Below are 22,829 nucleotides of genomic sequence, written 5' to 3' on the forward strand. Positions count from 1 at the left end.
TTTACGGATCGTCTCCCAACGGCTTTTCTAAGACGATGGTATTTCGGGATTATGGAAGTAGATCGGTTAGCCTGTTCCACCTGAGACACCGGGAGCCGCCTTGGGGTCGGGATCCTGCGCCTTGCCTGTCGCGGGTGCCGCCTTCTGGCTCGGCATAGCGATGAGATAGGCGACGATCGCGTCGACGTCCTTCTCGGCCACCGGGGCCTTGTACACCTTGCGCATCTTGGTGACGGTCGCCTTCCACTGATCCGCCGATAGCGATGGCTGGGTCAGCGCCATGCTGGCCGAGTGGCACGAAGTGCAGTTGGCGTTGATGACGTTGGCGTGCGGACCATCGGGATAGGTCGCTTCGTCGACCGGCAGGTCGACGCTGGTCGAGGCGAGCGAAAAGCCGCGGGCTGAGACGCTGGTGGGCGGTGCCGGCTCGGATGTCTCGGAGATCGGGGCAGGCGCCTTGCGGCTGCTCGGCGCCCCGATCGAGACGAGGATAATGCCGGTCAGGCCGATCAGGCCAGCGGCCATGATACCGGGAGACGGGGTCTTCATGCTACTCGCTCCTCAGGCCGCGATGATGGTGGTGGTCTCGATATTGCCGCGCATGAACCCGCCTGGGTTCCAGATCGGCTTCATCGGCTGAGCGACACCGTTGGCGTTCCAGCAGCGCACCATGATGGGGTTGGGACCGCGCCTAAGCGGCACGCGACCATCCCAGCGCCGGAAGCTATACTTGCCCTCGTCCGCTCCGAGCGTCGTCCTGTACCAGGTGCGGCCACCATCGGATGAGACATCGACCTTGGCGACGCCGCAGTCGCCGCCCATCGCGATCCCGCCAACCGGGATGGACGCTTCATAGGCGATCGCCTGGCCATCCGGCAGGCTGGTCATCCAGCTGCGCGGGATCATGCGATTGATCGGCACGGTCGGGAAGTCCTTGGCACCGGGCGCGACATTCGCGCCGGGTGTCGCCGGTATCTTGTAGGCCTTGGCCATCCAATACTGGTCGTCAGGGCCGGGCAGCACCTCGATCGCGTTCAGCATCTTGACCCAGTAGGTCGAATACCAGCCCGGGACGATCAGCCGGCAGGGAAAGCCGTTGAGGAGCGGCAGCTGCTCGCCGTTCATGCCGAAGGCGATCATCACTTCGCCGTCGCGGGCATGGTCGATGTCGAGCGCCTTCTCGAAGTCAGGGGCGCCCGCCACAACCGGCTGATCGAGCGCGCCGAAGCGCACCTGTACCGCGCCTGCCTTGACCCCCGCGAGGTTCAGCACGTCGCGCAGGCGCACGCCGAGCCATTTGGCATTGCCCATCGCGCCGTTGCCCCATTGCGCGCCGGCGACCCGGGGCTGGAACAGCCCACGGCTGTTGCCCGAACACTGGTTGATCGCCGCCATCTCGACCCGCGGCAGGCGCAGCAGTTGGGCAAGGCTGATCGACAGCGGTCGGTTGACGTGGCCGAAGACGTTGAGGCGGAAGCTCTCGACGTCGATCGAGGTTGGAATGTCGGCCCAGTGCCAGCGAACGAAGAACTGGTCGTTGGGCGTGAACACCGACTTGTCGAACACGTCCATCGGCGTCTCCAACAGCGGAGGATGGATGCGTTGAAGGATCATGCTGCCCTTGCCAGGAAAGGCGCTGGTCATCGGCCGCTCGGCATTGCCGCCAGGCAGCTTCAGGTCGACGAGCTGCTGCGCCAGCGCAGGTGCTGCGGCAAGGCCGGCGGTGCCGAGCGCCGTACGCCTGAGAAAGCGGCGACGGCTGGTTTTACTCGCCAGCGCGGCGTCAAAATTGTCCATGACAAGGCTCTCCTGTGGCCAGCCACGCTGGCGGATCGAAGCGGCGTTCTGCAAGTGATCGGACCGACTGATCCGATCATCAGGGTGGATCAGTTCGGGGTAGCGATGCAGGGCGAGACGAACAGGTTGCCGCGCCATGCTCCGGCGAGCGTCTTGGCACCGACCAGCAGCCACATCGCCGCGAGCGCGATCGTCAGCACCGTGCCGACGATACCGAAGAAGCCGAGGTTCAGCGTCGTACCGAGGCGGAAGGTGGCGACGGTGTAGACGCCGAGCGGGAAGGTATAGCCCCACCAGCCAAGGTTGAATGGGACGCCGGCGCGCCAGTAGCGGATGGTGATGAGCGTCGCGAGCGCCAGCCACCACAGGCCGAAACCCCACAGGCAGAGCCCGACGACGACGCCGATCCCTTGCGCGACGGTACCGACATCGACCAGCCCGTGCGCCGCGAGGATCGCCGGCGCATCCGCCCCAAGCACCAGCATACCCAGCGCCCCGGTGCCGATCGGCCCCAGCGCGAGCCAGGATGATGCCGCCATGCTCTCGTGCGGGAGCTTGTGGAGCGCCATGCGCAGGATCAGGATAGCGAGGATGCCAAACGCGACCGGCACCGAATAGGCCCACAGCACATACGAGGTCGCGAGCGTCACGATCTGCGCGTGGGGATCGACCAGATGCGGCGCGAGCAGCCCGCCGCTGGCACCCGCCACTTCCGCTGCGACGACCGGCAGCAGCCATACCGCGGTCATGCCGTCCAGGCTGTGCTCGTGGCGGGTAAACATCAGGTAGGGGATCAACACGCCGCAGGCGAGCGACATGGCGACGTCGATCCACCACAGGACGTGTGCGACCGGCACGATGCCGTTACCGAACCGCACGATCCCGAAGGCGAGGCATCCGTTGATGATCGTCGCCAAGCCCATCGGAATGGTCCCGATGAACATCGACACGGTGTTGTGGCCGAAGATGCGCCGTGCCTCATGCCCGAACATCGCCCAGCGCGCGCCATAGAGACCGGCGAACAGGATGAAGAGCGCGATGTTGAAGAACCACAACACCTCGCCAATCGGTTTGAGCGCGGGGCCGATGCCGGGCACCTGCGGCAGCGCGAGAGCGAGGATGCCGGTGCCCATGGTCGCGGCGAACCAGTTGGGCGTGAACTGGCGGATCATCTCGCGCGGATGGTCGAGCCGGCTGAGCGGCTTGAGGCCGGTCAGGACCGGAGGTGTTTTGGCAGTCATGCGACCTGCTCCTTGATAAGGTCCGTCAGCGCGTCCGCCGCGCGGGTGCGATAGCGTTCCTTGTGGCGCAGCGCGTGGAAGGCGCGATCGGGCAGCCCCAGCGGCAGCTCGACCAGATCGCCCGCCTTCAACGCACGAGCGACGACCAATCGCGACAATACGGCGACGCCGGCACCGGCCTCGACCGCGGTACGCACCGCCTCGTTGGACGGCAGCGTCATCGCTACCGTCAGCTGGGCCGGATCAAACCCGCGCGTTCGCAGCACGTCCTCGAAGGTCGAGCGCGTGCCCGAACCCTGCTCGCGGACGATCCAGCGTTCAGCGCGAAGCCAGTCCTCGTCGACGCGCCCGGCGTCCTCACGGCCGACCAGCACCATCGGGTCACGCCCGACATTCCAGAGGGCGAGCGCCGGTTCGTCCACCTCGCCCTCGACGAAACCGAGCTCCGCCGCGCCGCTCAGGATCTGCGCTGCCGCACCTTCGGTGTTGTCGATCGCCAGTTCGACCGCGATCTGCGGGTGGCGTTCGTGGAAGGCGGCGAGCTTTGCCGGCAACCAGTAGCTCGCGATCGTCTGGCTTGCGACGATCCGCAACGAACCACGGGCAAGCCCGGCATAGTCCGCCAGCATCGTCTCGGCATGCGCTGCCCGCCCCAGCACCGCGCGCGCTTCCTCCAGAAAGCCGCGGCCTGCTTCGGTCAGCTGGATGCCACGCCCGACACGGTGAAACAGAGGAACCCCGTAGCGCGCCTCCAGAGCCGCGACCGCGCCGGACGCAGCAGACTGCGTGACGTTCAGCGCCTCCGCTGCCTTGGTGACGTGTTCGCGCTCGGCGACACCGACAAAGATTCTGAGCTGCTCCAAGGTCATGCAGCTTATATCGCGCACTCTGATCGATACGACCAACCGTTTGATCTGTTTATTTCAATCTGGATACCGGAACGATCGGTAATCCTTCGTCTGCGATAGTCTTGAAGACTTGAAGCGATCCGCGCGCTTGCGGCGTTGGTTCGTCCATGACTGATATGATCGAGCGCAAATCCGAGCCCTACAACGCCGAGCCGACGCCCGGCGCGCTGATCGAGCGGTTCCTGACGCCGCAGGCGCTGTTCTACGTGCGCAGCCATGGTGCGGTGCCTGATCTGCCTGCCGATCACCGGATCGAGGTCAGCGGGATGAGCATGGAAAGACGCTCCTTCTCGGTGGAGGAATTGAAGAGCGCGTTGGCCACGCGGACGGTGACGGCAGTTCTCCAGTGCGCCGGCAACCGGCGCACGGATCTCCAGCCGGTCGCAAAAACGTCCGGCGACCCCTGGGACGTGGGAGCGATCGGCAATGCGGAATGGACCGGCGTACGACTGTCCGACCTACTGGATGCCGTCGGTGCGCCGGATGCGTCCGACCTGTTTGTGGCGTTCACCGGCGCGGACGAGGTGGACGTCGAAGGCGAGGAAGCATTGTTCGGGGTCTCGATCGCCATGGACAAGGCGCGGCAACCCGACGTCCTCATTGCCTGGGCGATGAACGGCGAGCCGCTGACGCCCGAACACGGCGCACCGCTCCGCATGGTGGTGCCGGGCTATGCCGGGGTGCGGAGCGCCAAATGGCTGACACGGATCGAGGTGCGCGACACGCCATCCGACGCACCGATCCAGGCGCACGACTACAAGCTCTTTCCTGCCGATGTGACGAGCGACACCGTCGACTGGAGCCAGGGTCTGACCATCAATGCCATGCCGCTCAACGCCGCGATCTGCGTGCCCGGCTCTGGCGAAAGCCTGCCGGCCGGGGAGGTGCGGATCGAGGGCTATGCCATCGCCTATGATCGCCGCGTCTCTCGGGTCGAAGTGTCGATAAACGGTGGTCGCGACTGGCAACAGGCGACGTTCACCGATGATCCGGAGGCGCACTGGGGTTGGCGGCGCTGGACCCTCGACGCCACGCTCGTCAAGGGGCGCCAGCACCTTGTCGTGCGCGCCTTCGACGAGACTGGACAGGGTCAGCCCGAGCGGCCGGATACGATGTGGAACTTCGCCGGCTATCTGTGCACCGCCTGGCATCATGTGCACGTGCTGGTCGAATGATCGAAGCATCAGCGGCATCGGACCTCGGCTTTTGGATCGACGCGATCGGGCGGCTGGTGGTGGCGACCGCGGCTGGGATGGTGCTCGGCTGGGAACGCTCGCGCGAGAACCGGCAGATCATGGGCTTGCGGACGCTGAGCCTCGTCGGTCTGGCGAGCTGCATCGCCGTGCAGGCGATCGTGCACAGTGGCTTGCCGAATGTGAACGCCGATGCCGCAGGGCGGGCGATGCAGGGCATTTTGTCTGGCGTCGGTTTCATCGGTGCCGGTGCGGTGCTGCGGGTCGGCCAAGGTCAGGAAGTGCATGGACTGGCGACCGCCGCGTGCATCTGGGTGACAGCCACGATCGGCGCGGCAGCAGGGTTGGCGGTGTGGCCGCTCATCATCGGCGGGTTGAGCCTTGCGATGCTCGTACTGTTCGTCGGCGCTCCGCTCGAACGTCGCATTCGCGAGCGGGCCAGGCTGACTCCGGCAGAGGCCGACCGGAAGGATGCCGAGCGCAAGCCGTGATCCCGCTGGTCCGCCCAGTGCCTGTCGCGCTGAGAACCGGCCACGCGCTATCAGGACACAAGCGCCGCATCGGCCTGGCGCCGGACCTCGTTGGCGATCGGATGCAGCTCGGCAGCGGGGCGCTCCCCCACCACACTATAGCCGATCCCGTCGACCGCCCATGTGACCCGGCCCATGGTCCCGCTGGACGTGCTGGTCATGCTTGCGCTCTTGTCGATTTGCATGGGCCTCGTCAGCACCGCGAGCTTCGACGCTTGCGGTCCATCATAGAGGAGCAGCGCCGCAGGGCCGTGGGGCGTCGCGACCAATCGCCCCCCGCCATAGCGGTAACCCGCTGTGCTAAGGTCCGGGATGGTCACGCGCTCACCCAATCGGCTGGAGGTCCACCGGATCAGCATGGCGCGCTGGTCGGGGCCGATTTCCGCCGGTCGGATCCGGTCGGCGGCATAGACACGGAAATTGTCGCTCGCCTCATTGGCCAGCGCCGCGATGCCCGCGTGGGGTTCGCCGCTCCACCGCGCGCTCGACCAACCACCGCCAAATCCGACCGCCAGCAGAAGCGACGCGGCGATGGCGAGTTGCCAAGGCGGTTGGCGTTGCCGTCCCCTGATGGCTGCGACGCGCATCGTCGCCGGGATCGGTTCCTCCGCGATGGGAGCGAACAGGGACGCAAGGGCTCGCGCCTGCTCCGCCTGCTCCCGCAAACGGGCATGCACGTCCGGCTGGCCTTCAAGGTAAGCGTCGACCAGACGCTGCCGCTCGGGCGACAGCCTGCCATCGATCCACGCGGCCAGATCGTCTTCTCCGATCGGGCTGGTCATCGAATACTCCTTAATCGTGGCCGTTCATCCTCCTGGAGGAGCGTCGCCAGACGGTCGCGCCCCCGCGATATGCGCGACATCACCGTTCCCAGCGGCACGCCGACGACGGCAGCGACTTCCCCATATGACAGACCTTCGACGGAAATGAGGAGCAGCACCGTCCGCTGCTCCTCGGGCAACGCATCAAGTGCGCGCAACAGGTCTCGGTGGTGCAGGCCTGCGTCCTGATCGGCCGGGTGGCCGAGCGCAGCGTCGTCCACGAGGTGGAGCGGAACCGCCGTACCTCGCCGGCTATGCTGCCGCTGATGGTCGACCAACAGATTGTGCAGGATCGCATAGATCCAGGGGCGAACCTCCGTCCCGCGTCGTTGCCGCCAGCGCCCGACCGCGCGCTCAAGGCAATCCTGCACCACGTCATCCGCCATCGCCCGATCGCGCAACCACGACCGGGCATAACGGCGCAGACCGGGGACCAGGGGCTCGATCGCGGCGGCAAGCGGGTCCATCTCAGTCGCGCTGCACCTGCACGATGCGGCCCGGTGCGCCATTCACTACCTCGGCGACCGCCAGAAAGCGCCGGGGGGCCGCTGCACTGCCCTGAACGATCTGCCGGATCGGACCCGATGCGTTGACGATCGCCGCACCTGCCGGATTGCTCATGAAGTTCGCAAGCGGCTCTACCGCACCGCTGCCGTCCGCGTTGGCGGTGAGCACGAGCATATAAGGCTTCTTGGGCTGCAAACCGGTAACGGCACTCTGCACGACCTGAATGATGCCCTGGTCGAAGAGGGTAATGCTGCTTGCCGCACCATTGCCTCCAACTGGCCCCATGTTCAGATGCACCGCCTTGCCTGCCGTACCGAGCGGTTGGAGATTGTCGGTGCCGGGGCCTGTCGGAATAGCGTTCGGCACATAGGCGATCGCCTGCGGTGCCTGTCCGACCGGCACGGTGGCAACGACCTTGTTGCCGGCGGTGTCGATCGCGGCAAGTTCATCGGCATTCTCCAGCCCGACATAGATGCGCCGGCCGTCGCCCGATGGCCAGACGCCGTGCGGCATCTTGCCGACCGGGATGGTAGCGACAAGCGCGAAGTCGGACGTGCGGAACACCTTCACCGCGTTTTCCCCGCCCACCGTGACATAGGCGAACTGTCCCCTGACCGTGCGGGCGAAGTTGACGTGATTGGTGATCGGTCCGGTATCCAGCACCTTGAGGATCGCGAAAGGCGGCCTGGCATCGAATGCGACCGTCTTGCCGATGTCCTTCAGCGTGAACCACACCTGCTTGCCGTCCGGCGTCGCGGCGATGTTGGGACAGAACGGACTCGGCTGCGCCACCTGTCCGACCTGCGCGTGGGTCGAGACATCGAACACGGCCAGCACCGGATTGAACGAGGAACAGACATAGCCGTATCGGCCATCGGGAGAGAAGATCGTCATGCCCGGACCACCGGGCGTCTTGATGCGACCGGTCTCCTTGTACGTCGTGGGGTCGAGCACGGCGATGTAATCCTCGCCGCGTACCGTAACCCACACCTCCTTGCCGTCCGGCGTGAAGAACGCCTCATGCGGGCTGCGCCCGACATAGGTCGTGTGCTTGACGGTGTTGGTGGCGGTGTCGATCCACGACACGGCGTTGGATCCGATCGACACGACCGCCAGTGTTTTCCCGTCCGGCGAGAAGCCGAGGCCGTGAACCAGCACCTGCCCCTTGTAGAGCGGGGAAAAATTCATCGGCTGCGGATCGCCGAGCTTGATGACGCCGAGCAACCTGTTGTCGGCCGGGTCCGTCACCGACACCGTGTTGGAGAATTGTTCGGATGCATAGACGCGGTCGCGGTGGCTGACAGGCACGTCCTTGGCGTTCCACGGCGCCTGCTGGGCCATGGCAATGCCCGGTGCGGCGCTCATCAGCAAGGCGGCCGAGCGCAGGAAGGTCGGGATCATGTCAGTGCTCCATATGGCTGTGGTGGTCGCCGCCCTGCGTCGGGGCTGGCGTCGAAGGGGGTAGCGGCTGACCGATCGCCAACTTCATGGCGGCGATCTCCTGCTGCTGATCGATGATGATCTCCTGCGCAATGCGCTTGAGCTGCTCGTTATGGCCGTAGCGCAGCTCTGCCACCGCCATATCAATGGCGCCCTGGTGATGCGGAAGCATCATTGCGACGAAGTCGCGGTCGACGTCGCCGGACGGCTTGACCATCATGCCCGCCATCATCCGGTCCATCGCGGCAGATACCATGCTGGCGTAGCCATCGGCGGGGGCGGCCGCGACTGCGCCGGTGAGCATGGCCGAAGCAGTCAGACCCAGCATCCAATTTCGTCTACGCATAAGCCTCCGGCGCATCAGTCTCGAAAGCGTAGACGACGCCCGTCGGGGTTTATTCCATGGGTGCAGTCATTTTATCGATCTTCACCAAGACATATGGTCCCTTCGCAACCCTGCGGTTGGTTGACCAGGTCGCCGTCGGACATCATATGCTCGGGCACGGCGATGGATTTCCGCCGGGCCATTCGGCCGAACCGCCCTCGCAAGGGCCGATGATTCCTACCAAGCGCCGCAAGGCAGCAAGGAGGAATCGTGCGCGCGACATTTCGCAATCTCTACGACCAGTTCAACATGGCAGCGTTCATTCGCGATCGCCGCACCCATGCCATGTCGGTGCTGCGGTGGGCTTTGATCCTGGTCCCGATGGCCGCAACGGTGGGAACGCTCTGCGCGGCCTTCTTGTGGAGCCTCGATGCCGTGACCCGGCTTCGCTTTGCCTTTCCCTGGCTGCTCTACCTGCTGCCGATCGGCGGGTTCATGGTCGGACTGCTCTACCATCTGACAGGGCGCTCGGTCGAAGGCGGTAACAACCTCATCGTCGAGCAAATCCATGAACCGGGGGGCGGTGTGCCGCTGCGCATGGCCCCGCTCATCTTCTTCGGCACGGTCGTGACGCACCTGTTCGGGGGATCGGCGGGGCGTGAAGGCACCGCCGTGCAATTGGGCGGCAGCCTTTCCAGCGGCTTCGGCCGCGCACTCAAGCTGGATGCGGAAGCGACACGCATCCTGCTGATGACCGGAATCGCGGCGGGCTTTGGCGCGGTCTTCGGGACGCCGATCGCGGGCGCGGTCTTCGCGCTGGAGGTCCTGGCGATCGGCCGGGTCGAGTATCGTGCGCTAGTACCATGCTTGGTCGCGGCACTGGTGGGTGACTGGACCTGTCTTTCCTGGGGCATTCATCACGGCGCCTACCATGTCGATGCGATGGTGCCGGTCGACGCGTCGCTCGTCTCAAAAGCCAGCCTCGCGGGCGTCGTATTCGGATTGGTCGGGCTGGCCTTTGCAGAGGCCAACCATGCGCTCGGCGGATGGCTGAAGCGCGTGATACCCTATGGCCCACTACGACCCGTTATCGGTGGTTTGGCCGTGATCGCGCTGGTCTGGCTATTTGGCACGCAAGATTATCTCGGCCTAGGCACGCTGGCGGCAACGCCGGGTGGCCTGACCATTGCCAGCTTCTTCGGCTCCAATACGTACCCGTGGAGCTGGGCGCTGAAGCTGCTTTTCACCGTCGTCACCCTAAGTGCCGGCTTCAAAGGCGGGGAGGTGACCCCGCTGTTCTTCATCGGCGCGGCGCTCGGCAATGCGCTCGCGCCCGTATTTGGAGTGCCGACGGGGGTGTTCGCGGCGATCGGCTTCGTCGCGCTGTTCGCGGGTGCAGCCAACACGCCGCTTGCCTGCACCTTCATGGGGATCGAATTGTTTGGCGCGACCTATGCCGTGCCGATCGCAGTCGCGTGCTTCGTCGCCTACCTCTGCTCAGGCCACAACGGCATCTACCTGTCGCAGCGCGTCGCTGTACCAAAGGTACCTGCCGCACACCTCACACCCGACGCGACCCTGCGCGATGCCCGCACGCACCGCGCTTCTCGCCGGCGCACGCGCGCCTGATCCTGTTTCCTGTCGAAAGCCCGTCATGCCCAACCGTTTCACTGTCCATCACCGCGAAGTCGGGATGCTGCGCATCTATCTAAAACCGTCCGACAAGATCGGCCCGCGTCGCTTCTGGGGGGCAAAGCCGCTCTATCGTGAGCTGATTCGCACCGCGAAGGCGGACTGCATCATCAACGCCGTCGCGCAAAATACCCATTACGGCTTCAGCAATCACGAATCGATCCGGGAGAACGGCTCGGAAATTGCCGATCCGCATCTGACGATCTGTGTCGAACTGGTCGGCGATCACGATCAGCTCGACCTTTTCTGTCGCCGGCATGGAGATCTGCTCGGCGACAAGGTGATCGTCTACAAACGACTGGAGCATTGGACTATCACGCGCAAAACTGAGCTAACCAGAGCCTGATTGGCGTTCCCGTAAAGGAAGGTCGAGTGGGAATCCCCAGCTAAACGCCCTGAAAAGCACTGTGCTGGGTGCGGTTTTCTCGAAATCTGTTCCCAAATCGATTTTCTCGAAATGGTCTAAACGACACGGGAAAACGGGAATCCTTAGCTGACCGGTTTTGGCGACGGAACTATGCTCAATTTCTAATTTCGCATCCGGCAAGGATGTCGCGCATGTCCTAAGTTTCGCGACAGAGCTGCTAATGCACTTACCCTCTTGCAACTGATGTCGCAAAAGTCGGTTGCATAACATATCAATTTCAATACAGTTATGCGACATGCTGATCGGTTACGCCCGTGTGTCCACTGATGACCAAGATCTTCGGCTGCAACGCGCGGCGTTGAAGGACACGGGATGCAAGCGGACGTTCGAGGAGAAAATCTCAGGCGCGAAGCGCGACCGGCCCGAGCTGGCTAAAATGATCGAGCAGCTGCGCCAAGATGACACGGTGGTGGTAACGCGGCTCGACCGGCTAGCACGCTCCACCCGTGACCTTCTCGACATTGCCGAGAAGCTGAAGGAGGCTGGTGCCGGCTTGCGTTCGTTAGCCGAGCCCTGGGCGGATACGACCTCGCCAGCCGGTCGCATGGTGCTAACGGTGTTCGCCGGCATCGCCGAGTTCGAGCGCGAGCTGATCCACCAGCGCACTAGCAGCGGGCGAGAGGCGGCAAAGGCAAGGGGTGTCCGCTTCGGTCGCCCACCCAAACTCACTTCCGACCAAATCGCGCTCGGCGAACGGTTGGTGGGCGAAGGCACATCAGTGCGCGAAGCCGCCAAACTGCTCAAATGCCACCATGCCACCCTCTATCGGGCGCTGACCGCAGTGGCATTGGCACCGTGATGCGATGCTGTCCGCAACCTCATGCTTTGGAAGGGGAGGCCTGATGCCGATCCGACCCGAACACGTGTTCCTGTACCCAATCGATTGGCCGCAACTTTCTCACCATGTGCGCTTCGTGCGGGCAGGGGGGTGCTGCGAGCATTGCGGGCGCCCTCATCAGCAGAAGGTATTCCATCTGCGGGATGGGCGATGGTGGGACCGGAACCGGCGTTACTGGCGCGACGGTCAAGGTCGACGCGTGCGACGGCCGACGGAGAACATTCTGTTGCAGGGGGCTTGGACGCCGGTTGTATTGGCCTGCGCACACCTCAATCATGATCCCAGCAACAGTGCGCTGCACCAGCTCGCGGCGCTCTGCCAGCGATGCCACATGCTCCACGATGGGCCAGAGCATCGGCGCAGGCGCTGGATGAACGCACATTATCGGCGCGCTCTTGGCGATCTGTTTTACGGGCCATACCCTGCGTTGGGAGCCGACTGGATTATGCCCACGCCAATCAGCATGCTCGATAGTATCCGATAATTATACGCTTACATGCGGTGAGGCGTATTGCGTACCATCACTTCGTACTAGGTAACGATACGCTTCTCCGAATGCTGGCATCGAAGCTGCGACCACACGCAGCTTCAATTTCAACTGCCGCATCTTGCACGCGGCGGAATATAACTTCGTCATGACCCTTTTTGGTCTTCATCGCTTTGACAGCGCCCTTGGCCTCGTCGGCAGTGATCGTAAAATCGCTGGTATGGGTATCAAACTTGAGGCTGATTGCGAACGTGTCCTTGGTAGGATGTGCTACGGTTATTTGAGGAAACCCTTGGATTCCTAAGCCATTCACCCGCACGTCATGAATGACCGCTTCCGCGATTGCCGCGCCGATGTCGCCTGAAGACACTCCGATGGCATATAATGTTCCCACATCAACTCCCCAATTTTCGCGTCAAATCATGTCTACATATGCCCGAATGTCGAGCATCGGAACTGTGCCTATCCCCTGAAGCTGGGCTATCAGCTCGAACAAGAAGCGGATCGCGGCCTTGTCGACCGTATGCAGCTCGAACCTGTCGCACCTCATACAAACCAGCCCGCGTCGGCGATGCAGCCGATGTCGAGTACGCTGTCACCCATATCGCGCCCGAGATGACCCGACCAAGCCGGCCGCTGATGCTATCGCCAGCTTTGTCCATTTTCTGCGAAATTCGCCTCGATTTCCGCCACACGGCTTTGCTGAGCTGGCGTAAGGGCGGCCACGACCCGCTTGAACGCTGCGGGCTTCATGGTGCGAAGCTGTCGCAGGTCGCTATCCCTGCGCATCCGCACCTTCCAGTCTGTCGGCCGATATTCCACGCCAGCGGATCCCATCCGCCAAAAAATCATCGCGACCTGGCTGGGGGTGAACGCGCCCTTGTCGTCGACGAAATCGATGAAATTCCATGCGTCAAAATTGGGCACCTTCTGACCGAGCTTCAGCAGCGCCGTCATCACACGCTGCTTGCGGGCATCCTCGACCAGGCCGCGACGGTGCAAATCGACCAGCTTGCCCGTTCCGTCTGCATCAAGGTGCTGGCCTTGCTCATCGACGCCGGTGATCTCGAAACGTTTGATGCATTCGGAGCCAACCAGAAGGATCGACGTCGTGCCCGGATTTTCGATCTCGAAATGATAGCGAAGATCCTGCTGGCCACATAGCTCGCAGGTTCCGTCCCGTGCCTCCAGATCGAAGAAGCGGCCCGTATAGGCCCATTCGCGCAACGCAGCGCCGAGCGTGATCGCCCGACTGAGTGGTAGCAGGGTAGCAGCTGCTCGTTCCGCCCAGCCCGACACAAGCCCTTACGTCCCCTTCAGTGTCAGGGTGTTCGGCCCTAACGGCTTAGCGGGAGCGGCAGGTGGCGCTACTGCCGCAGCGGCCGCGGCGTGTGACGACGCCGACGCAAGAGCGAGAACCTTTTCGACGATGGCGAAGATCGCCGTCATGTCGTGCGGTTCGACCTTCGGGTATACGGGGACATATCTCAGCGACAGTAATGGTCGCAGGCGGTTGACGTGGACCGTATAGAGATGGTCACAAACAACATAGGCTATCCGGCCTTCCGCATGGCCACGAGGGTTAGGATTCTTGGAAAGCTGGTGAAAGTGCGTGCCCGCCTTCTGTTGAGCGCTGGTAACGGGCAGGATGATGCAGGTGTCGCTCAGCGAGTTGGAAGCGCGGATGACGATGCCGGGATGCTCGTTGACGAACTCGGGCACATAAGCGTCGTGTGGAAAATCGACCCAGTACATCTGGCCAACACGCGGGCGACTCTGGATCCGCCGCTCGCGGCGGCTGATCGGAATATATCCAGCTTTGATGATCTCGTTATGCTGCGGGAACGGATGACCCAGTTCTGTGGTCATATCTTCGACCGCTGGCATATTTTTGAAATTGATCAGCACAAAGCCTCTCGCAAGCAAATCCTCGTCGGTCAGGATCGGGGCATAGCCGGCCGCGAACAGCTCGGCTTCGGTTGGGAAAGGCACCTCCATGTTCTGCTGCGCTTCTGAATTATCGTCATTCGACATGGAAATGCTGCTTCTTCCCGGCGGTTGATTGGCTCATTGTGGTGCGGCCGTGTTCATCGGCCGATTATATTCCCCCCGTAGCGCATCAAGCGCGATCTGGGTGTAGCCCGCCTCATAAATCTCGATCTGCGTGCGACGTTTATAGTAGGACAACCGACGTCCCGGCGTGTCCGCTTCGATCCGCATCCGTGCTACGCCCCGGATGCCTGGCGCGCGCCGGTGCTGCGCAAGCGTCACCAGCATGTCGAGACCATAGCGGCCGAGCAGGTCGCTGCGTTCCTCCGAAAGGTTGGCGGCTGCATCGAGCATGGTGCGTGTGAGTTGGGTGACGTCGTCGCCCTCGCCCTGATGATAAAGCGCGGCGAAATCCACCGGGAACAGCGGTTCGGCATCGGGTTCGTCGCTATCGAAAATCCACGCCTCATACCAGATAGCACCGATTTTCTCGAGCATCGCGACCCGCGGCCAAAAATCTTCCCATGCCTTGTCGTTGCTGCGGCTTTCAGTGCGATGGTAGCTCGCCCACGCGCCCTTTGCCGTTTTGGAGCCGCCGAGGCGCATAGCCCAGACGGAATGGACCCCAAGCTCGAACACTTTGCGAGATGGGTAGTCTGTGGGCGGTGTTTCGCTGAGCGCGGTGATCGGCACACCGAAAGTCGCATCGAGCTGGACTAGACCATAGAGGTCGACCAGCATCCGCAGCAGGAGCGGATCCCCGGTTTCCCGAACACGCCGGAGCATTGAGGCTTCGGCCTCGATCCCTGTTATCATGGCAACGGGCAGGAAGATGGGATCGCTATCCAATGGGATCGGCGGCAGGCGGTATTGCGGATAGAGCTTCGTCGATCGTTCGGAATGCGCGACAAAGCCATGCTCGATCAGCTCTACGATAGCGACCTTTGCCCTAGGCTTTCCCATGCCGGTGTGCTGTTCGCACGCCTTGGCCGACCATTTGCTGAGTTGATGATCGCTACCTGTACCCGCTAGGATCACGATAAACGCCGTGACTAGGTTCAGCCTGTTACCGGTTTCCACTTCCCAAAGGCGACCCCAGGTGGTGCGATCGATCGCAAGGAAATTGCCACCTCGCCCTTTTCCCCGAACGCGATCGGGACTGGGCGATTCGGATCGAGGGGACGCCGAACCGTCCAAAGGCACATCTCGCGATCGTTCCACAACTGTGCTGTAGCACGCCTTTTTGTCCCCATCAAGGGATTCAATGGTATCAAGGAAATCAAGGAATTCAAGGTAACTAAAGTTACAATAGAACGACTCAAGGATATTAAGAACAATCGATCATGCGACAGAACCTTAACTACGTGAATAATCTGGTAGTTTCAGGAGGTTAGTGGCCCCAAGGAGATTGAATTTTAACATCTACAGGCTTATATGTGCTTCACAGCTTCGGCTGCTTCGGCTTAACCGCCTTTTGGAATTACACCGCAAGGTGCTCGGGGAAAGCTTCGCAAGAGGCTTTCCCCTTTCCTTATTCAGATCTGCGACATCATCGATTGCGCTAGGTACAGAAGCGCCAAGGGCTCGGCCCTTTCCTTCACGCCTATTATACTGCGAGAGGGAACGAAAAGTGAACACGCCTGATCACTGTTCGATGCACTTATCCCTTTTACAATCACAACCGTAGGCGATTGCGTGCATAATGCTCGAAAGCATCGGCGGTTTTGCTGAGCTTAGAAGCTTTCTCGTTCAGCTTTTTGATGCACTCTGCCAGCCAGTCGGGAGGGTTCATTTTATTAGTATGATCGGGATGCGCAGAAAAAAGCGGGCCTGCGCCAATTGGCCCGGTTCCGGCAGCCAGTGCGCCGACAAACGCCTTGATATCTGACAGCAGCAGCGCCCATTTTTGTTGAAGTGCGCTGTCCAGAAATTGGCGACGGCTTCCTTCCCAATTGGCCAGCTCGAACAGGCCCTTTTGCTGATTTCCAGCGAAGGAATTATCGAAATCATGATTGCGTAGAAAATCGATGGTGCCCTCGGGCATCAGCTCGACAATGCGTACAAACAGCGACAGATCATGCTCGCTGGGTTTCCGCCCGCTAACGATCTCGGCTGCCAGCCATGCTACGATGGTCGTGATGACAGCGCCAAGCCGGACTGGATCGATGTCGCGTGGATGGTCCGGCCAAAGGCCTACCAGAATGGCGACGGCCATCGCCACACCGGTGGAAATACGACCTGCAACGGTCGCAAGTGCATCAAAAACCCTCATGAAACCCCCTTACTTATTCTCGCGTCACTTCGAGACAGTCCCTGTGCGTTATGCGCCGTCGTAGCGAGCCCTATCCATGACCAAGACCAGCTAGCCGGGCTTGACCAAATCATATTTGTCACATATCTCATGTGTAACAAGTGAGATAGCGGGCTATGATTTTTGATATTGCCGAATTTGCAGGTGTAGCAATCCTCTCGGGGGCGCCGAGCGGGCGGCAGCTTTATGTACGGCTGATTGAGGCGCTCGGCGAGGAGCCGGCAATGCCCGAGCCTCTGTTTCTCGATTTTGGTCGAATTGAAGTCGCGACCGCTAGCTATCTTCGGGAATCGGTCCTTGCGTTCCGCACATTTGTGCGCGGCCGCAAATCTAACTTCTACCCGGCGGTTGCCAATGCCAATGCTGACGTGATCGATGAGCTTGTCGAAATTGTCCACTCGCGCGGCGATGTACTCATGGTCTGTGTCGTCGGTGATGACGGGACAATGCTGCGCTGCCGGTATGTCGGAAAACTCGATCCCATGCAGCAGCTAACATTCGATCTCGTCAATCGCGAGGGTGAAACGACAGCTGCTCGATTGATGGAAATCGAGAATAGCCAAGTCAAGGCAACGGCTTGGAATAACCGCTTGGCTTCGTTGTCGAACATGGGTTTGTTATGTGAGCAGTCGCGTGGACGTACCAAGACTTACAGACCGATATTTGCGGAGAGTGAGAATGGGCGCTGATTTCAAGGAAAAGACGAGAAAGACTTTTGAGAAGTGCTGGGACAAGGCGGCGGTCGAAGCCAATACGCCCGACCTCTTCAGCAAGACGCCGGACCATGTCGCCAGTCGCTACGAAGCCGAAGCGCTTGGCGATGCGAATCTTGCGATCGGTGACACGATCGCGGTGCGGATGGAAGCCGGCAAGTTGATCGGACGCCGTGGCGTTTCGGCCGTGCTCGAGATTTGCAGCCCCAGCCAGGCTCTTGTCCAGTCGGTTGCACAAGGGTGCAACATCGCCCGCGTCGACATTGTTGCAGCCGATCCAATCAGTGGCGTTTTCGAGGTTTCGTTTAGCTAGAGGTTCAATGGAAATGTCCCGACAGGAGCGAGCGTTCACGAGTTACTGGAGTAAGCCTGGCGCCGCTATGTCGTTGGGGTGCGTTGGTTGTCCCGACCAAGCAACCTGTGGCGGACAGACCGTTATTGGGTCCGGTTTCAACTGCTTAGACCATTGCTGCGGCAAGCCCGATGCCTGTCCTGCCGTATGTCCTCATGCGTTGACGTTCGCCGATCGCATTCGGGAAGTGCGCGGGCTTGCTCTTGAAACGCCTCTGGCTGCACCGCTCACACGCCCGGATCTGCCCCCCCACATCCCCATGCTCTTCCATGGCAGTGCGCTTGCTGCGCCGGTGCCGGCGAGCGCCGTTGCTATACCACTGTATCGTTTCTTCAACCGTTATGCCGACTGCCGGTTCGGCACACGAGAAAGCGTCGCCCAAACCTTCAAAATTGATCCGGCTGCGGACATCCTCCTCTCCGGCGTGGCGCAGGACAAGGAAGTCGAAGGCTGGTGGCGCCTTGAGCGGCGCGGTCGCCTCAAGGCCGTTGCGAACTTTCGACGCCTAGGGGTGTCAATGATTACGGTTCCCAACTTCAGTCTGATGGTCGATCGCCCACGCTGGGACGACCTCCATGCCATGCGGCGGATCGCGATCTGCTATCACGAGATCGTGTCCGAAGGGCAGCCGGCAGCGCTCCATGTGAACGGCCGGACCGAATGCGATTTCGCGCGCTGGACGGAATATATCGTCGCGCATCCCGAGGTCACGCACATCGCTTACGAGTTCACGACTTGCGGCAAGACTCCTAACCGTATGATGCAGCACGCCGCCTGGTTGATCGAGCTCGCTCAGAATGTGGGCCGGCGGCTTGGCCTTGTCCTAAGGGGCGGGCTCCCGGTGGTCAGATTGCTGGCGGACTATTACGACATCATCTTCATCGATACGTCGCCCTTCGAGAAGGCGCAGCATCGTGAGGTCGCTTGGGTCGACAATGAGGGACAGCGTCGCTGGATGAAGCGAATGACCACCGCCGACGAAAAGCTGGATGCTTTGCTCGCCGATAATATTCGTGTCTCGCGCCACTGGTTCGACACTCTGTTGCCGAAGTTCAAGCTTGCAGCCTGACCTCCTGGCTCCGAGCTTCGACTATCGCGTTGTCGACGGTCTCGGCCGCGCACGACAGCGTGGCGGGGTGCCGCAGCTCGGCGGAGCCGTTTTCCGGGCGGAGACGCTGGGGCCGGCCGTTGAGCTTGCACACTTGGAGTCCGGGATTTCGATCGGTGATCTGCATGGGCAGGATTGGCTTGAACGCGGCTCGCTTGCGCCGATCCTGTCCGCACTGGCGAGCGCGCAGCAGCAATGGCTGGCCCCCGATGGCCAGCGCGGCCTGATCCTTGGATCAGGGATGGTGGGTGAAGCGGTGCTCAACAGCTTCAAGATCGATGCCCATAAAGCGGCGCTGGCTGCCGGCTTTGCGAAGCCAGCACTTCTTGTCGCGGCGATGGGCGAACTCATCGGCAACGTGATCGATCATTCCGAGGCGATCGGAAGCGGCGTGGCGATGTTTTCCGCCGAGGCCGGGCGCTTCGAATTCGTGGTGGCAGACACTGGCATCGGCGCTCTCCCCAGTCTGACCCGCAACCCGGACCATGCCAGCCTGAGCGACGATGGGGCGGCCTTGCTCGCCATGGTCGAGGCCGGAGTCTCACGCTTTGCGCGCAACTCCGGCCACGGCAACGGCTTTAGGCCGATCTTTGAGAAGCTTGCGGATATGTCGGGCCACCTTCGCTTCCGTTCGGGCGGTTATGGGCTGACACTCGACGGCTGCTTCGGCAATCGGATCGCGCGGCAGATTGCGCAGAAACCTAAGTTACGCGGCCTGCTGGCGGCGGTAACCTGTCTGGCTCCAAAGACGGCAGGCCGATGAAACCGTATCAGCCTTAACTGGAGCGACTTCCTGCCGCGTCCTGAGCCCACAACCGGTTCGGTTGTGACACCAGCGATCCGATCGGCTTCCCAGATTACCCTTACGCTTCTGAAAGCCGACGCCCATCGATCTCGCCCCCACGACCGCTAGCGAGTGGGCTGCCGCGCACGACAACTGCAATCGGCGTTCTCTACTGCGCGGCCATGTATGGACTTGCTGCTTATGCCATCACCAACGACCGGATCTGGACCACTGTAATCGTGCTTTTGACGGCAGTCTTATCGTGGGAACCTGTTGCCGCCTTTATCTCACGTCGAGCGGCCCACTGATTGCCTAGAGCCTATGACTTTCTCGCTCGGCCGTATGGCTAGCCACTGTTGTGCTACGACCTTTTCAGCTCAACGGCTCCTAGTAGGCGGTCCCGGTATTCGGAAGGGTTTCAGTCCCTGTCGCTCAATCTCGGCCGTAACCATCTGTAGCGTCTGAATTCCTGTCATAGCGCGCAACAGTAGCAGCGTTTCGATCTGCACGGCGCTGGGCTCGCCGGTGACCTGGTTCTCCTTGATGGATGCAATGGGTTGTTTTTCTACCTGATCGCGCAGTTCGTCCAGCGTCTCGCCAATATCGATCATTGCGGCTCGGATACTCGCAAGCTCCTCGCGCATGAGGTCCGCACTCGCCAGCCGGTCACGCAGATAGGTGCTGATCGGGATGCCGCGCGCTTCGGCCTCGGCGGCATAAACCAGCATCTGGCTCTCGTTCAGCCGGACCCGCACCCAGTTCTCAAGCTTCATACGACCCCTGGCACGCTGTGTGTCCAGATAGACTACAGCAAACGACTGATAAATCACCACTTATTTCACTGAGCGGCACGTTTACGGCACATTTTACTCGGCGCGCTGATGGTCTTTCTGATTTATTTCAATAACTTACCGGCACCGGAAGGTGCGTATGGTGTACGACCTAAAATCACGGATTTAAGGGTCGAAAATGAAGCGCTGACAGATCGGAAACGGGCTGGCCGAGCTTAAGGGGGTCCAAACTACCCTGATGAGCGCAGCTCAGCAGGCAAGCCCGCCAGATGATGCAAATGTAATGCACAGATGATGCAATTATTACGCAGATATGATGCAATTATGATGCATTCTTGCGCTAGGAACTCTCTCTAGAAAGCTTTGGGGTGCAAATAGGGGGCAATCAGGGTGCGGATAGGGTGCGGATAGGGTGCAGGAAGGGTGCAAATTAGGGGCACGGACGCAAAAGGGATGCAGAAAGAACGCAAAAAGGATGCACCAAGGAGGCAGCAGGGACGCAAAAGGGACGCACATCGGACGCAGGATATCGATCCGGCCTACGGCAGCCATGCGTGATCACTCTAGCTGGCTTCGAGACGCCGGCCTATCTCCTGCCTGTCCCCCATTATCAAAAGGGTATCGTTGATAAACCTCTCCAGATTCTGGTTCAGGTCGTAAATGATTCCCCCGAATAGCAATCGCTGATGGCCCGAAAACCCGTCACGCATTTCCAGCATCAACGTTCTCGCCAATGAGACAAACTGCTCAGCCTCCTCGGCCATCCATTCGGCATAAACATCCTTGGAACAGCTCATGCCGATTGGCCTGTTCAGAGTGATCTCTGTCATGCGCAGACACAGCAGATTCTCAAGCTCGCCCGGAGCCGATCCAGGCTGCCGGCATTCACCCAGCCCGCCCAGCAATTCCCGCATTTTCTGTTTTAGATCGTCCACCGCGATGCCTCCTCGCTTGGAATGGAGGCATAACCCGGCTGAAAAGCCGGGCGTTCGTAACCCTGCACAAGCACAAGGCGCTGCCACCTTTGGGCAAGCCTTGGACATGCGTGACAGCCACCCGGCCGAGAAGCTCTCGACCGGACTTGTGATCATCGGGGTTACGACGCCCCACGGCCGGGATTGACCGAACCGCGGGTCTATGGTCGCAGAAGGAGACGCTTCGGACAAGCCGCTGCGACAGAGGCGGGCGTTTCGACGATCATCACTCCATCGAGCCAGGACGATCCTGCCATGAGCGATCCCCTTCCGAGTTTCCGCACACTCGCCGAGCAAGCCACCTACGCTACCCTCCTGGCTGACCTCGCCGGCCGCTATCGGGGAGACGAGGCGGTCATTATCTTCCGCGAACCGACCGACCCGGACGCGGCGGTGACCGCCGATGCCATGATCCGCGCCGGCAGCGTCAGCGACGATCAATACGCCCGCCTGCTCGCCGCTGCCGATCGTCTCTATGCTCCACCGCCGATCACTCGCGCGGTCGCATTCGATGCATTCGGCACGCTGGTCTATATCGGCCGCAAGCGGCATCCATTCGAGCGGTTGATCCGGCAGGCCCGTGACCGGGCGGAGGCCCTGCCCTCGCCGATGGTCCAGCCGATCGGCCTTGCCGACTATGCCGCTGCGCTGGGGTTGCCGCACCCGGACGCCGAGCTGGCGATGCTGGACGAGGAACTGGCGACGATCGTGCTCTACCCCGACGCGCTGGATGCGCTACGCCGGGTTCGCGAGCAGGGTGTGAAGGTCGCCGTCGCCTCGAACCTTGCCCTGCCCTATGCGACCTCGCTGAGGGCCCTTCTGGGCGATCTGGTGGACATCTGGCACTTCTCCTTCGATGCAGGTGTCATTAAGCCTGACAGGGCGTTCTACGGCAGCCTGACGGCCCGCCTGGAATGCGAAGCCAGTGAACTGCTGATGGTAGGCGACACCTGGCGCGACGATATCGTCGGTGCCGTCGAGGCCGGATCGCGTGCGCGGTGCGTTGATCGGGAGGGCCGCGCCTCTCATGCCCGCCGGTTTATCGCCGTTCGCGAGCTGGGTGATGCCTATCCCGATCGCCGGAGAGCCGCGCAAATGACGGAGCTTGAGCTTTTCCGCAGCGGCATCGATGCAAACCTTGATTACCTTCACGGTCAGCGGTGGGCGCTTGAGGCGGCGCAATTCCGGCAGGCCCTTACTGATGCACCGGATGCGGAAAAGGCAGCTGCGAAGCGAGTGCTGGACGATCATTACGACACACGTGATCAGCCTGAAATCAGCCGTGCTGCCCTGATACATGACGCGATTGCGACTATCGGGGCACAGAAGCCTGTGTGATGGCCTCTCTCACTAACCCTGCCCTTCTACGGAACGATGCAGGCACACACCGTCAGATCCGATTGGTTTTTTCGGAAGCATTCGGCCGATAGGCCGCCTTGTGACGGCGTTAGCCGGCACGGAGCAAAAGCGCGTTGATCCGGAGGATCAATTCCATCCAGTTCTTTTTATCTCACTCGACGCTGCTCATTTGCGTTAAAGATTCTATTAAATATGAACTGTTAAGAAGGTTAAGCTCTCCCAAAAGCGAAATTCTTCCCCTG

Annotated in this window: 25 protein-coding genes and 1 riboswitch; of the genes, 10 read left to right on the forward strand and 15 right to left on the reverse strand. The window is 61.4% G+C overall.

Going from position 1 to position 22,829, the window contains the following annotated elements; translation table 11 throughout:
• Positions 1 to 66: 66 nt before the first annotated feature.
• From ASE69_RS05460 to ASE69_RS05475, 4 genes are all read right to left on the reverse strand, one after another.
• Positions 67 to 549 (reverse strand): c-type cytochrome, encoded by a 483-nt coding sequence (locus ASE69_RS05460; RefSeq protein ID WP_041394294.1) that lies wholly within the window; start codon positions 547 to 549, stop codon positions 67 to 69.
• 12 nt (positions 550 to 561) lie between these two features.
• Complete coding sequence (locus tag ASE69_RS05465) at positions 562 to 1,797, reverse strand: molybdopterin-dependent oxidoreductase (RefSeq protein WP_041394295.1); 1,236 nt, start codon at positions 1,795 to 1,797, stop codon at positions 562 to 564.
• Between the two features lie 89 nt (positions 1,798 to 1,886).
• Positions 1,887 to 3,038, reverse strand: coding sequence for a TDT family transporter (locus tag ASE69_RS05470; protein ID WP_041394297.1), 1,152 nt, complete (start codon positions 3,036 to 3,038; stop codon positions 1,887 to 1,889).
• The gene (locus ASE69_RS05475) at positions 3,035 to 3,907 is read right to left on the reverse strand and encodes a LysR family transcriptional regulator (protein ID WP_041394299.1); all 873 of its coding nucleotides are present in this window, start codon (positions 3,905 to 3,907) and stop codon (positions 3,035 to 3,037) included. The genes ASE69_RS05470 and ASE69_RS05475 overlap by 4 nt, the downstream gene beginning before the upstream one ends.
• 146 nt (positions 3,908 to 4,053) lie before the next feature.
• Here ASE69_RS05475 and ASE69_RS05480 point away from each other — a divergent pair, with 146 nt between their 5' ends.
• A complete protein-coding gene (locus ASE69_RS05480; protein ID WP_041394301.1) occupies positions 4,054 to 5,121 on the forward strand; it encodes a sulfite oxidase in 1,068 nt (355 codons plus the stop codon).
• Entirely contained in the window at positions 5,118 to 5,630 is a 513-nt protein-coding gene (locus ASE69_RS05485) for an MgtC/SapB family protein (protein ID WP_056484126.1), read from the forward strand. Before ASE69_RS05480 ends, ASE69_RS05485 begins: the two co-directional genes overlap by 4 nt.
• A gap of 50 nt (positions 5,631 to 5,680) precedes the next feature.
• Here ASE69_RS05485 and ASE69_RS05490 read toward each other — a convergent pair whose 3' ends face one another.
• Genes ASE69_RS05490 through ASE69_RS05505 form a run of 4 tightly spaced genes read right to left on the reverse strand, consistent with a single transcriptional unit; the run spans position 5,681 to position 8,765 of the window.
• Positions 5,681 to 6,451 carry an anti-sigma factor family protein gene (locus ASE69_RS05490; RefSeq protein ID WP_052075881.1) on the reverse strand — a complete coding sequence of 257 codons (771 nt, stop codon included), beginning with the start codon at positions 6,449 to 6,451 and terminating at the stop codon, positions 5,681 to 5,683.
• Complete coding sequence (locus tag ASE69_RS05495; RefSeq protein ID WP_041394245.1) at positions 6,448 to 6,957, reverse strand: RNA polymerase sigma factor; 510 nt, start codon at positions 6,955 to 6,957, stop codon at positions 6,448 to 6,450. Before ASE69_RS05495 ends, ASE69_RS05490 begins: the two co-directional genes overlap by 4 nt.
• 1 nt (position 6,958) lies before the next feature.
• Positions 6,959 to 8,398: a YncE family protein gene (locus tag ASE69_RS05500; protein WP_041394247.1), complete on the reverse strand. Its 1,440-nt coding sequence runs from the start codon at positions 8,396 to 8,398 to the stop codon at positions 6,959 to 6,961.
• Between the two features lies 1 nt (position 8,399).
• On the reverse strand, positions 8,400 to 8,765 hold the full coding sequence (locus tag ASE69_RS05505; protein WP_229668351.1) for a DUF305 domain-containing protein: 366 nt from the start codon (positions 8,763 to 8,765) through the stop codon (positions 8,400 to 8,402).
• 167 nt (positions 8,766 to 8,932) lie between these two features.
• Positions 8,933 to 9,009: riboswitch (Fluoride riboswitch) on the forward strand.
• Between the two features lie 23 nt (positions 9,010 to 9,032).
• Between ASE69_RS05505 and ASE69_RS05510 the strand changes: the two genes are divergently transcribed.
• From ASE69_RS05510 to ASE69_RS05520, 3 genes are all read left to right on the forward strand, one after another.
• On the forward strand, positions 9,033 to 10,391 hold the full coding sequence (locus ASE69_RS05510; protein WP_041394249.1) for a voltage-gated chloride channel family protein: 1,359 nt from the start codon (positions 9,033 to 9,035) through the stop codon (positions 10,389 to 10,391).
• A 25-nt stretch (positions 10,392 to 10,416) separates the two neighbouring features.
• A complete protein-coding gene (locus ASE69_RS05515) occupies positions 10,417 to 10,800 on the forward strand; it encodes a DUF190 domain-containing protein (RefSeq protein ID WP_055756328.1) in 384 nt (127 codons plus the stop codon).
• A gap of 316 nt (positions 10,801 to 11,116) precedes the next feature.
• Positions 11,117 to 11,680: a recombinase family protein gene (locus tag ASE69_RS05520; RefSeq protein ID WP_056484129.1), complete on the forward strand. Its 564-nt coding sequence runs from the start codon at positions 11,117 to 11,119 to the stop codon at positions 11,678 to 11,680.
• A 560-nt stretch (positions 11,681 to 12,240) separates the two neighbouring features.
• On the opposite strand, the gene ASE69_RS05525 is transcribed toward ASE69_RS05520, so the two are convergent.
• From ASE69_RS05525 to ASE69_RS05545, 5 genes are all read right to left on the reverse strand, one after another.
• Positions 12,241 to 12,600: a hypothetical protein gene (locus ASE69_RS05525; RefSeq protein WP_156362172.1), complete on the reverse strand. Its 360-nt coding sequence runs from the start codon at positions 12,598 to 12,600 to the stop codon at positions 12,241 to 12,243.
• Between the two features lie 248 nt (positions 12,601 to 12,848).
• Entirely contained in the window at positions 12,849 to 13,505 is a 657-nt protein-coding gene (locus tag ASE69_RS05530) for a hypothetical protein (protein WP_156362173.1), read from the reverse strand.
• A 6-nt stretch (positions 13,506 to 13,511) separates the two neighbouring features.
• Positions 13,512 to 14,240: a type II toxin-antitoxin system PemK/MazF family toxin gene (locus ASE69_RS05535; protein WP_056484138.1), complete on the reverse strand. Its 729-nt coding sequence runs from the start codon at positions 14,238 to 14,240 to the stop codon at positions 13,512 to 13,514.
• A gap of 33 nt (positions 14,241 to 14,273) precedes the next feature.
• Positions 14,274 to 15,275 carry a hypothetical protein gene (locus tag ASE69_RS05540; RefSeq protein ID WP_056484141.1) on the reverse strand — a complete coding sequence of 334 codons (1,002 nt, stop codon included), beginning with the start codon at positions 15,273 to 15,275 and terminating at the stop codon, positions 14,274 to 14,276.
• A gap of 595 nt (positions 15,276 to 15,870) precedes the next feature.
• A complete protein-coding gene (locus ASE69_RS05545) occupies positions 15,871 to 16,467 on the reverse strand; it encodes a hypothetical protein (protein WP_156362174.1) in 597 nt (198 codons plus the stop codon).
• Between the two features lie 155 nt (positions 16,468 to 16,622).
• On the opposite strand from ASE69_RS05545, the gene ASE69_RS05550 reads away from it, so the two are divergent.
• The 4 genes from ASE69_RS05550 (at position 16,623) to ASE69_RS05565 (ending at position 19,442) form a co-directional block, all read left to right on the forward strand.
• Positions 16,623 to 17,195, forward strand: a complete 573-nt coding sequence (locus ASE69_RS05550) for a hypothetical protein (protein WP_056484146.1) — start codon at positions 16,623 to 16,625, stop codon at positions 17,193 to 17,195.
• The gene (locus ASE69_RS05555; protein ID WP_056484150.1) at positions 17,185 to 17,532 is read left to right on the forward strand and encodes a hypothetical protein; all 348 of its coding nucleotides are present in this window, start codon (positions 17,185 to 17,187) and stop codon (positions 17,530 to 17,532) included. Before ASE69_RS05550 ends, ASE69_RS05555 begins: the two co-directional genes overlap by 11 nt.
• A 199-nt stretch (positions 17,533 to 17,731) precedes the next feature.
• Positions 17,732 to 18,640: a hypothetical protein gene (locus tag ASE69_RS05560; RefSeq protein ID WP_156362175.1), complete on the forward strand. Its 909-nt coding sequence runs from the start codon at positions 17,732 to 17,734 to the stop codon at positions 18,638 to 18,640.
• A complete protein-coding gene (locus ASE69_RS05565) occupies positions 18,630 to 19,442 on the forward strand; it encodes an ATP-binding protein (RefSeq protein ID WP_056484155.1) in 813 nt (270 codons plus the stop codon). The genes ASE69_RS05560 and ASE69_RS05565 overlap by 11 nt, the downstream gene beginning before the upstream one ends.
• 398 nt (positions 19,443 to 19,840) lie before the next feature.
• Here ASE69_RS05565 and ASE69_RS05570 read toward each other — a convergent pair whose 3' ends face one another.
• Positions 19,841 to 20,236: a hypothetical protein gene (locus ASE69_RS05570; RefSeq protein WP_056484158.1), complete on the reverse strand. Its 396-nt coding sequence runs from the start codon at positions 20,234 to 20,236 to the stop codon at positions 19,841 to 19,843.
• 581 nt (positions 20,237 to 20,817) lie between these two features.
• Complete coding sequence (locus ASE69_RS05575; RefSeq protein ID WP_156362176.1) at positions 20,818 to 21,189, reverse strand: hypothetical protein; 372 nt, start codon at positions 21,187 to 21,189, stop codon at positions 20,818 to 20,820.
• Between the two features lie 294 nt (positions 21,190 to 21,483).
• Between ASE69_RS05575 and ASE69_RS05580 the strand changes: the two genes are divergently transcribed.
• Positions 21,484 to 22,566: an HAD family hydrolase gene (locus tag ASE69_RS05580; RefSeq protein WP_056484164.1), complete on the forward strand. Its 1,083-nt coding sequence runs from the start codon at positions 21,484 to 21,486 to the stop codon at positions 22,564 to 22,566.
• Positions 22,567 to 22,829 lie beyond the last annotated feature (263 nt).

It is taken from the genome of Sphingomonas sp. Leaf208, from assembly GCF_001421415.1.
Lineage (GTDB): Bacteria > Pseudomonadota > Alphaproteobacteria > Sphingomonadales > Sphingomonadaceae > Sphingomonas.

Bases quoted from the DNA above. Each gene is read 5' to 3' on its own strand.
- ASE69_RS05460 (WP_041394294.1), bottom strand. From the start codon at position 549: ATGAAGACCCCGTCTCCCGGTATCATGGCCGCTGGCCTGATCGGCCTG.
- ASE69_RS05465 (WP_041394295.1), bottom strand. From the start codon at position 1,797: ATGGACAATTTTGACGCCGCGCTGGCGAGTAAAACCAGCCGTCGCCGC.
- ASE69_RS05470 (WP_041394297.1), bottom strand. From the start codon at position 3,038: ATGACTGCCAAAACACCTCCGGTCCTGACCGGCCTCAAGCCGCTCAGC.
- ASE69_RS05475 (WP_041394299.1), bottom strand. From the start codon at position 3,907: ATGACCTTGGAGCAGCTCAGAATCTTTGTCGGTGTCGCCGAGCGCGAA.
- ASE69_RS05480 (WP_041394301.1), top strand. From the start codon at position 4,054: ATGACTGATATGATCGAGCGCAAATCCGAGCCCTACAACGCCGAGCCG.
- ASE69_RS05485 (WP_056484126.1), top strand. From the start codon at position 5,118: ATGATCGAAGCATCAGCGGCATCGGACCTCGGCTTTTGGATCGACGCG.
- ASE69_RS05490 (WP_052075881.1), bottom strand. From the start codon at position 6,451: ATGACCAGCCCGATCGGAGAAGACGATCTGGCCGCGTGGATCGATGGC.
- ASE69_RS05495 (WP_041394245.1), bottom strand. From the start codon at position 6,957: ATGGACCCGCTTGCCGCCGCGATCGAGCCCCTGGTCCCCGGTCTGCGC.
- ASE69_RS05500 (WP_041394247.1), bottom strand. From the start codon at position 8,398: ATGATCCCGACCTTCCTGCGCTCGGCCGCCTTGCTGATGAGCGCCGCA.
- ASE69_RS05505 (WP_229668351.1), bottom strand. From the start codon at position 8,765: ATGCTGGGTCTGACTGCTTCGGCCATGCTCACCGGCGCAGTCGCGGCC.
- ASE69_RS05515 (WP_055756328.1), top strand. From the start codon at position 10,417: ATGCCCAACCGTTTCACTGTCCATCACCGCGAAGTCGGGATGCTGCGC.
- ASE69_RS05520 (WP_056484129.1), top strand. From the start codon at position 11,117: ATGCTGATCGGTTACGCCCGTGTGTCCACTGATGACCAAGATCTTCGG.
- ASE69_RS05535 (WP_056484138.1), bottom strand. From the start codon at position 14,240: ATGTCGAATGACGATAATTCAGAAGCGCAGCAGAACATGGAGGTGCCT.
- ASE69_RS05545 (WP_156362174.1), bottom strand. From the start codon at position 16,467: ATGAGGGTTTTTGATGCACTTGCGACCGTTGCAGGTCGTATTTCCACC.
- ASE69_RS05550 (WP_056484146.1), top strand. From the start codon at position 16,623: ATGATTTTTGATATTGCCGAATTTGCAGGTGTAGCAATCCTCTCGGGG.
- ASE69_RS05555 (WP_056484150.1), top strand. From the start codon at position 17,185: ATGGGCGCTGATTTCAAGGAAAAGACGAGAAAGACTTTTGAGAAGTGC.
- ASE69_RS05570 (WP_056484158.1), bottom strand. From the start codon at position 20,236: ATGAAGCTTGAGAACTGGGTGCGGGTCCGGCTGAACGAGAGCCAGATG.
- ASE69_RS05580 (WP_056484164.1), top strand. From the start codon at position 21,484: ATGAGCGATCCCCTTCCGAGTTTCCGCACACTCGCCGAGCAAGCCACC.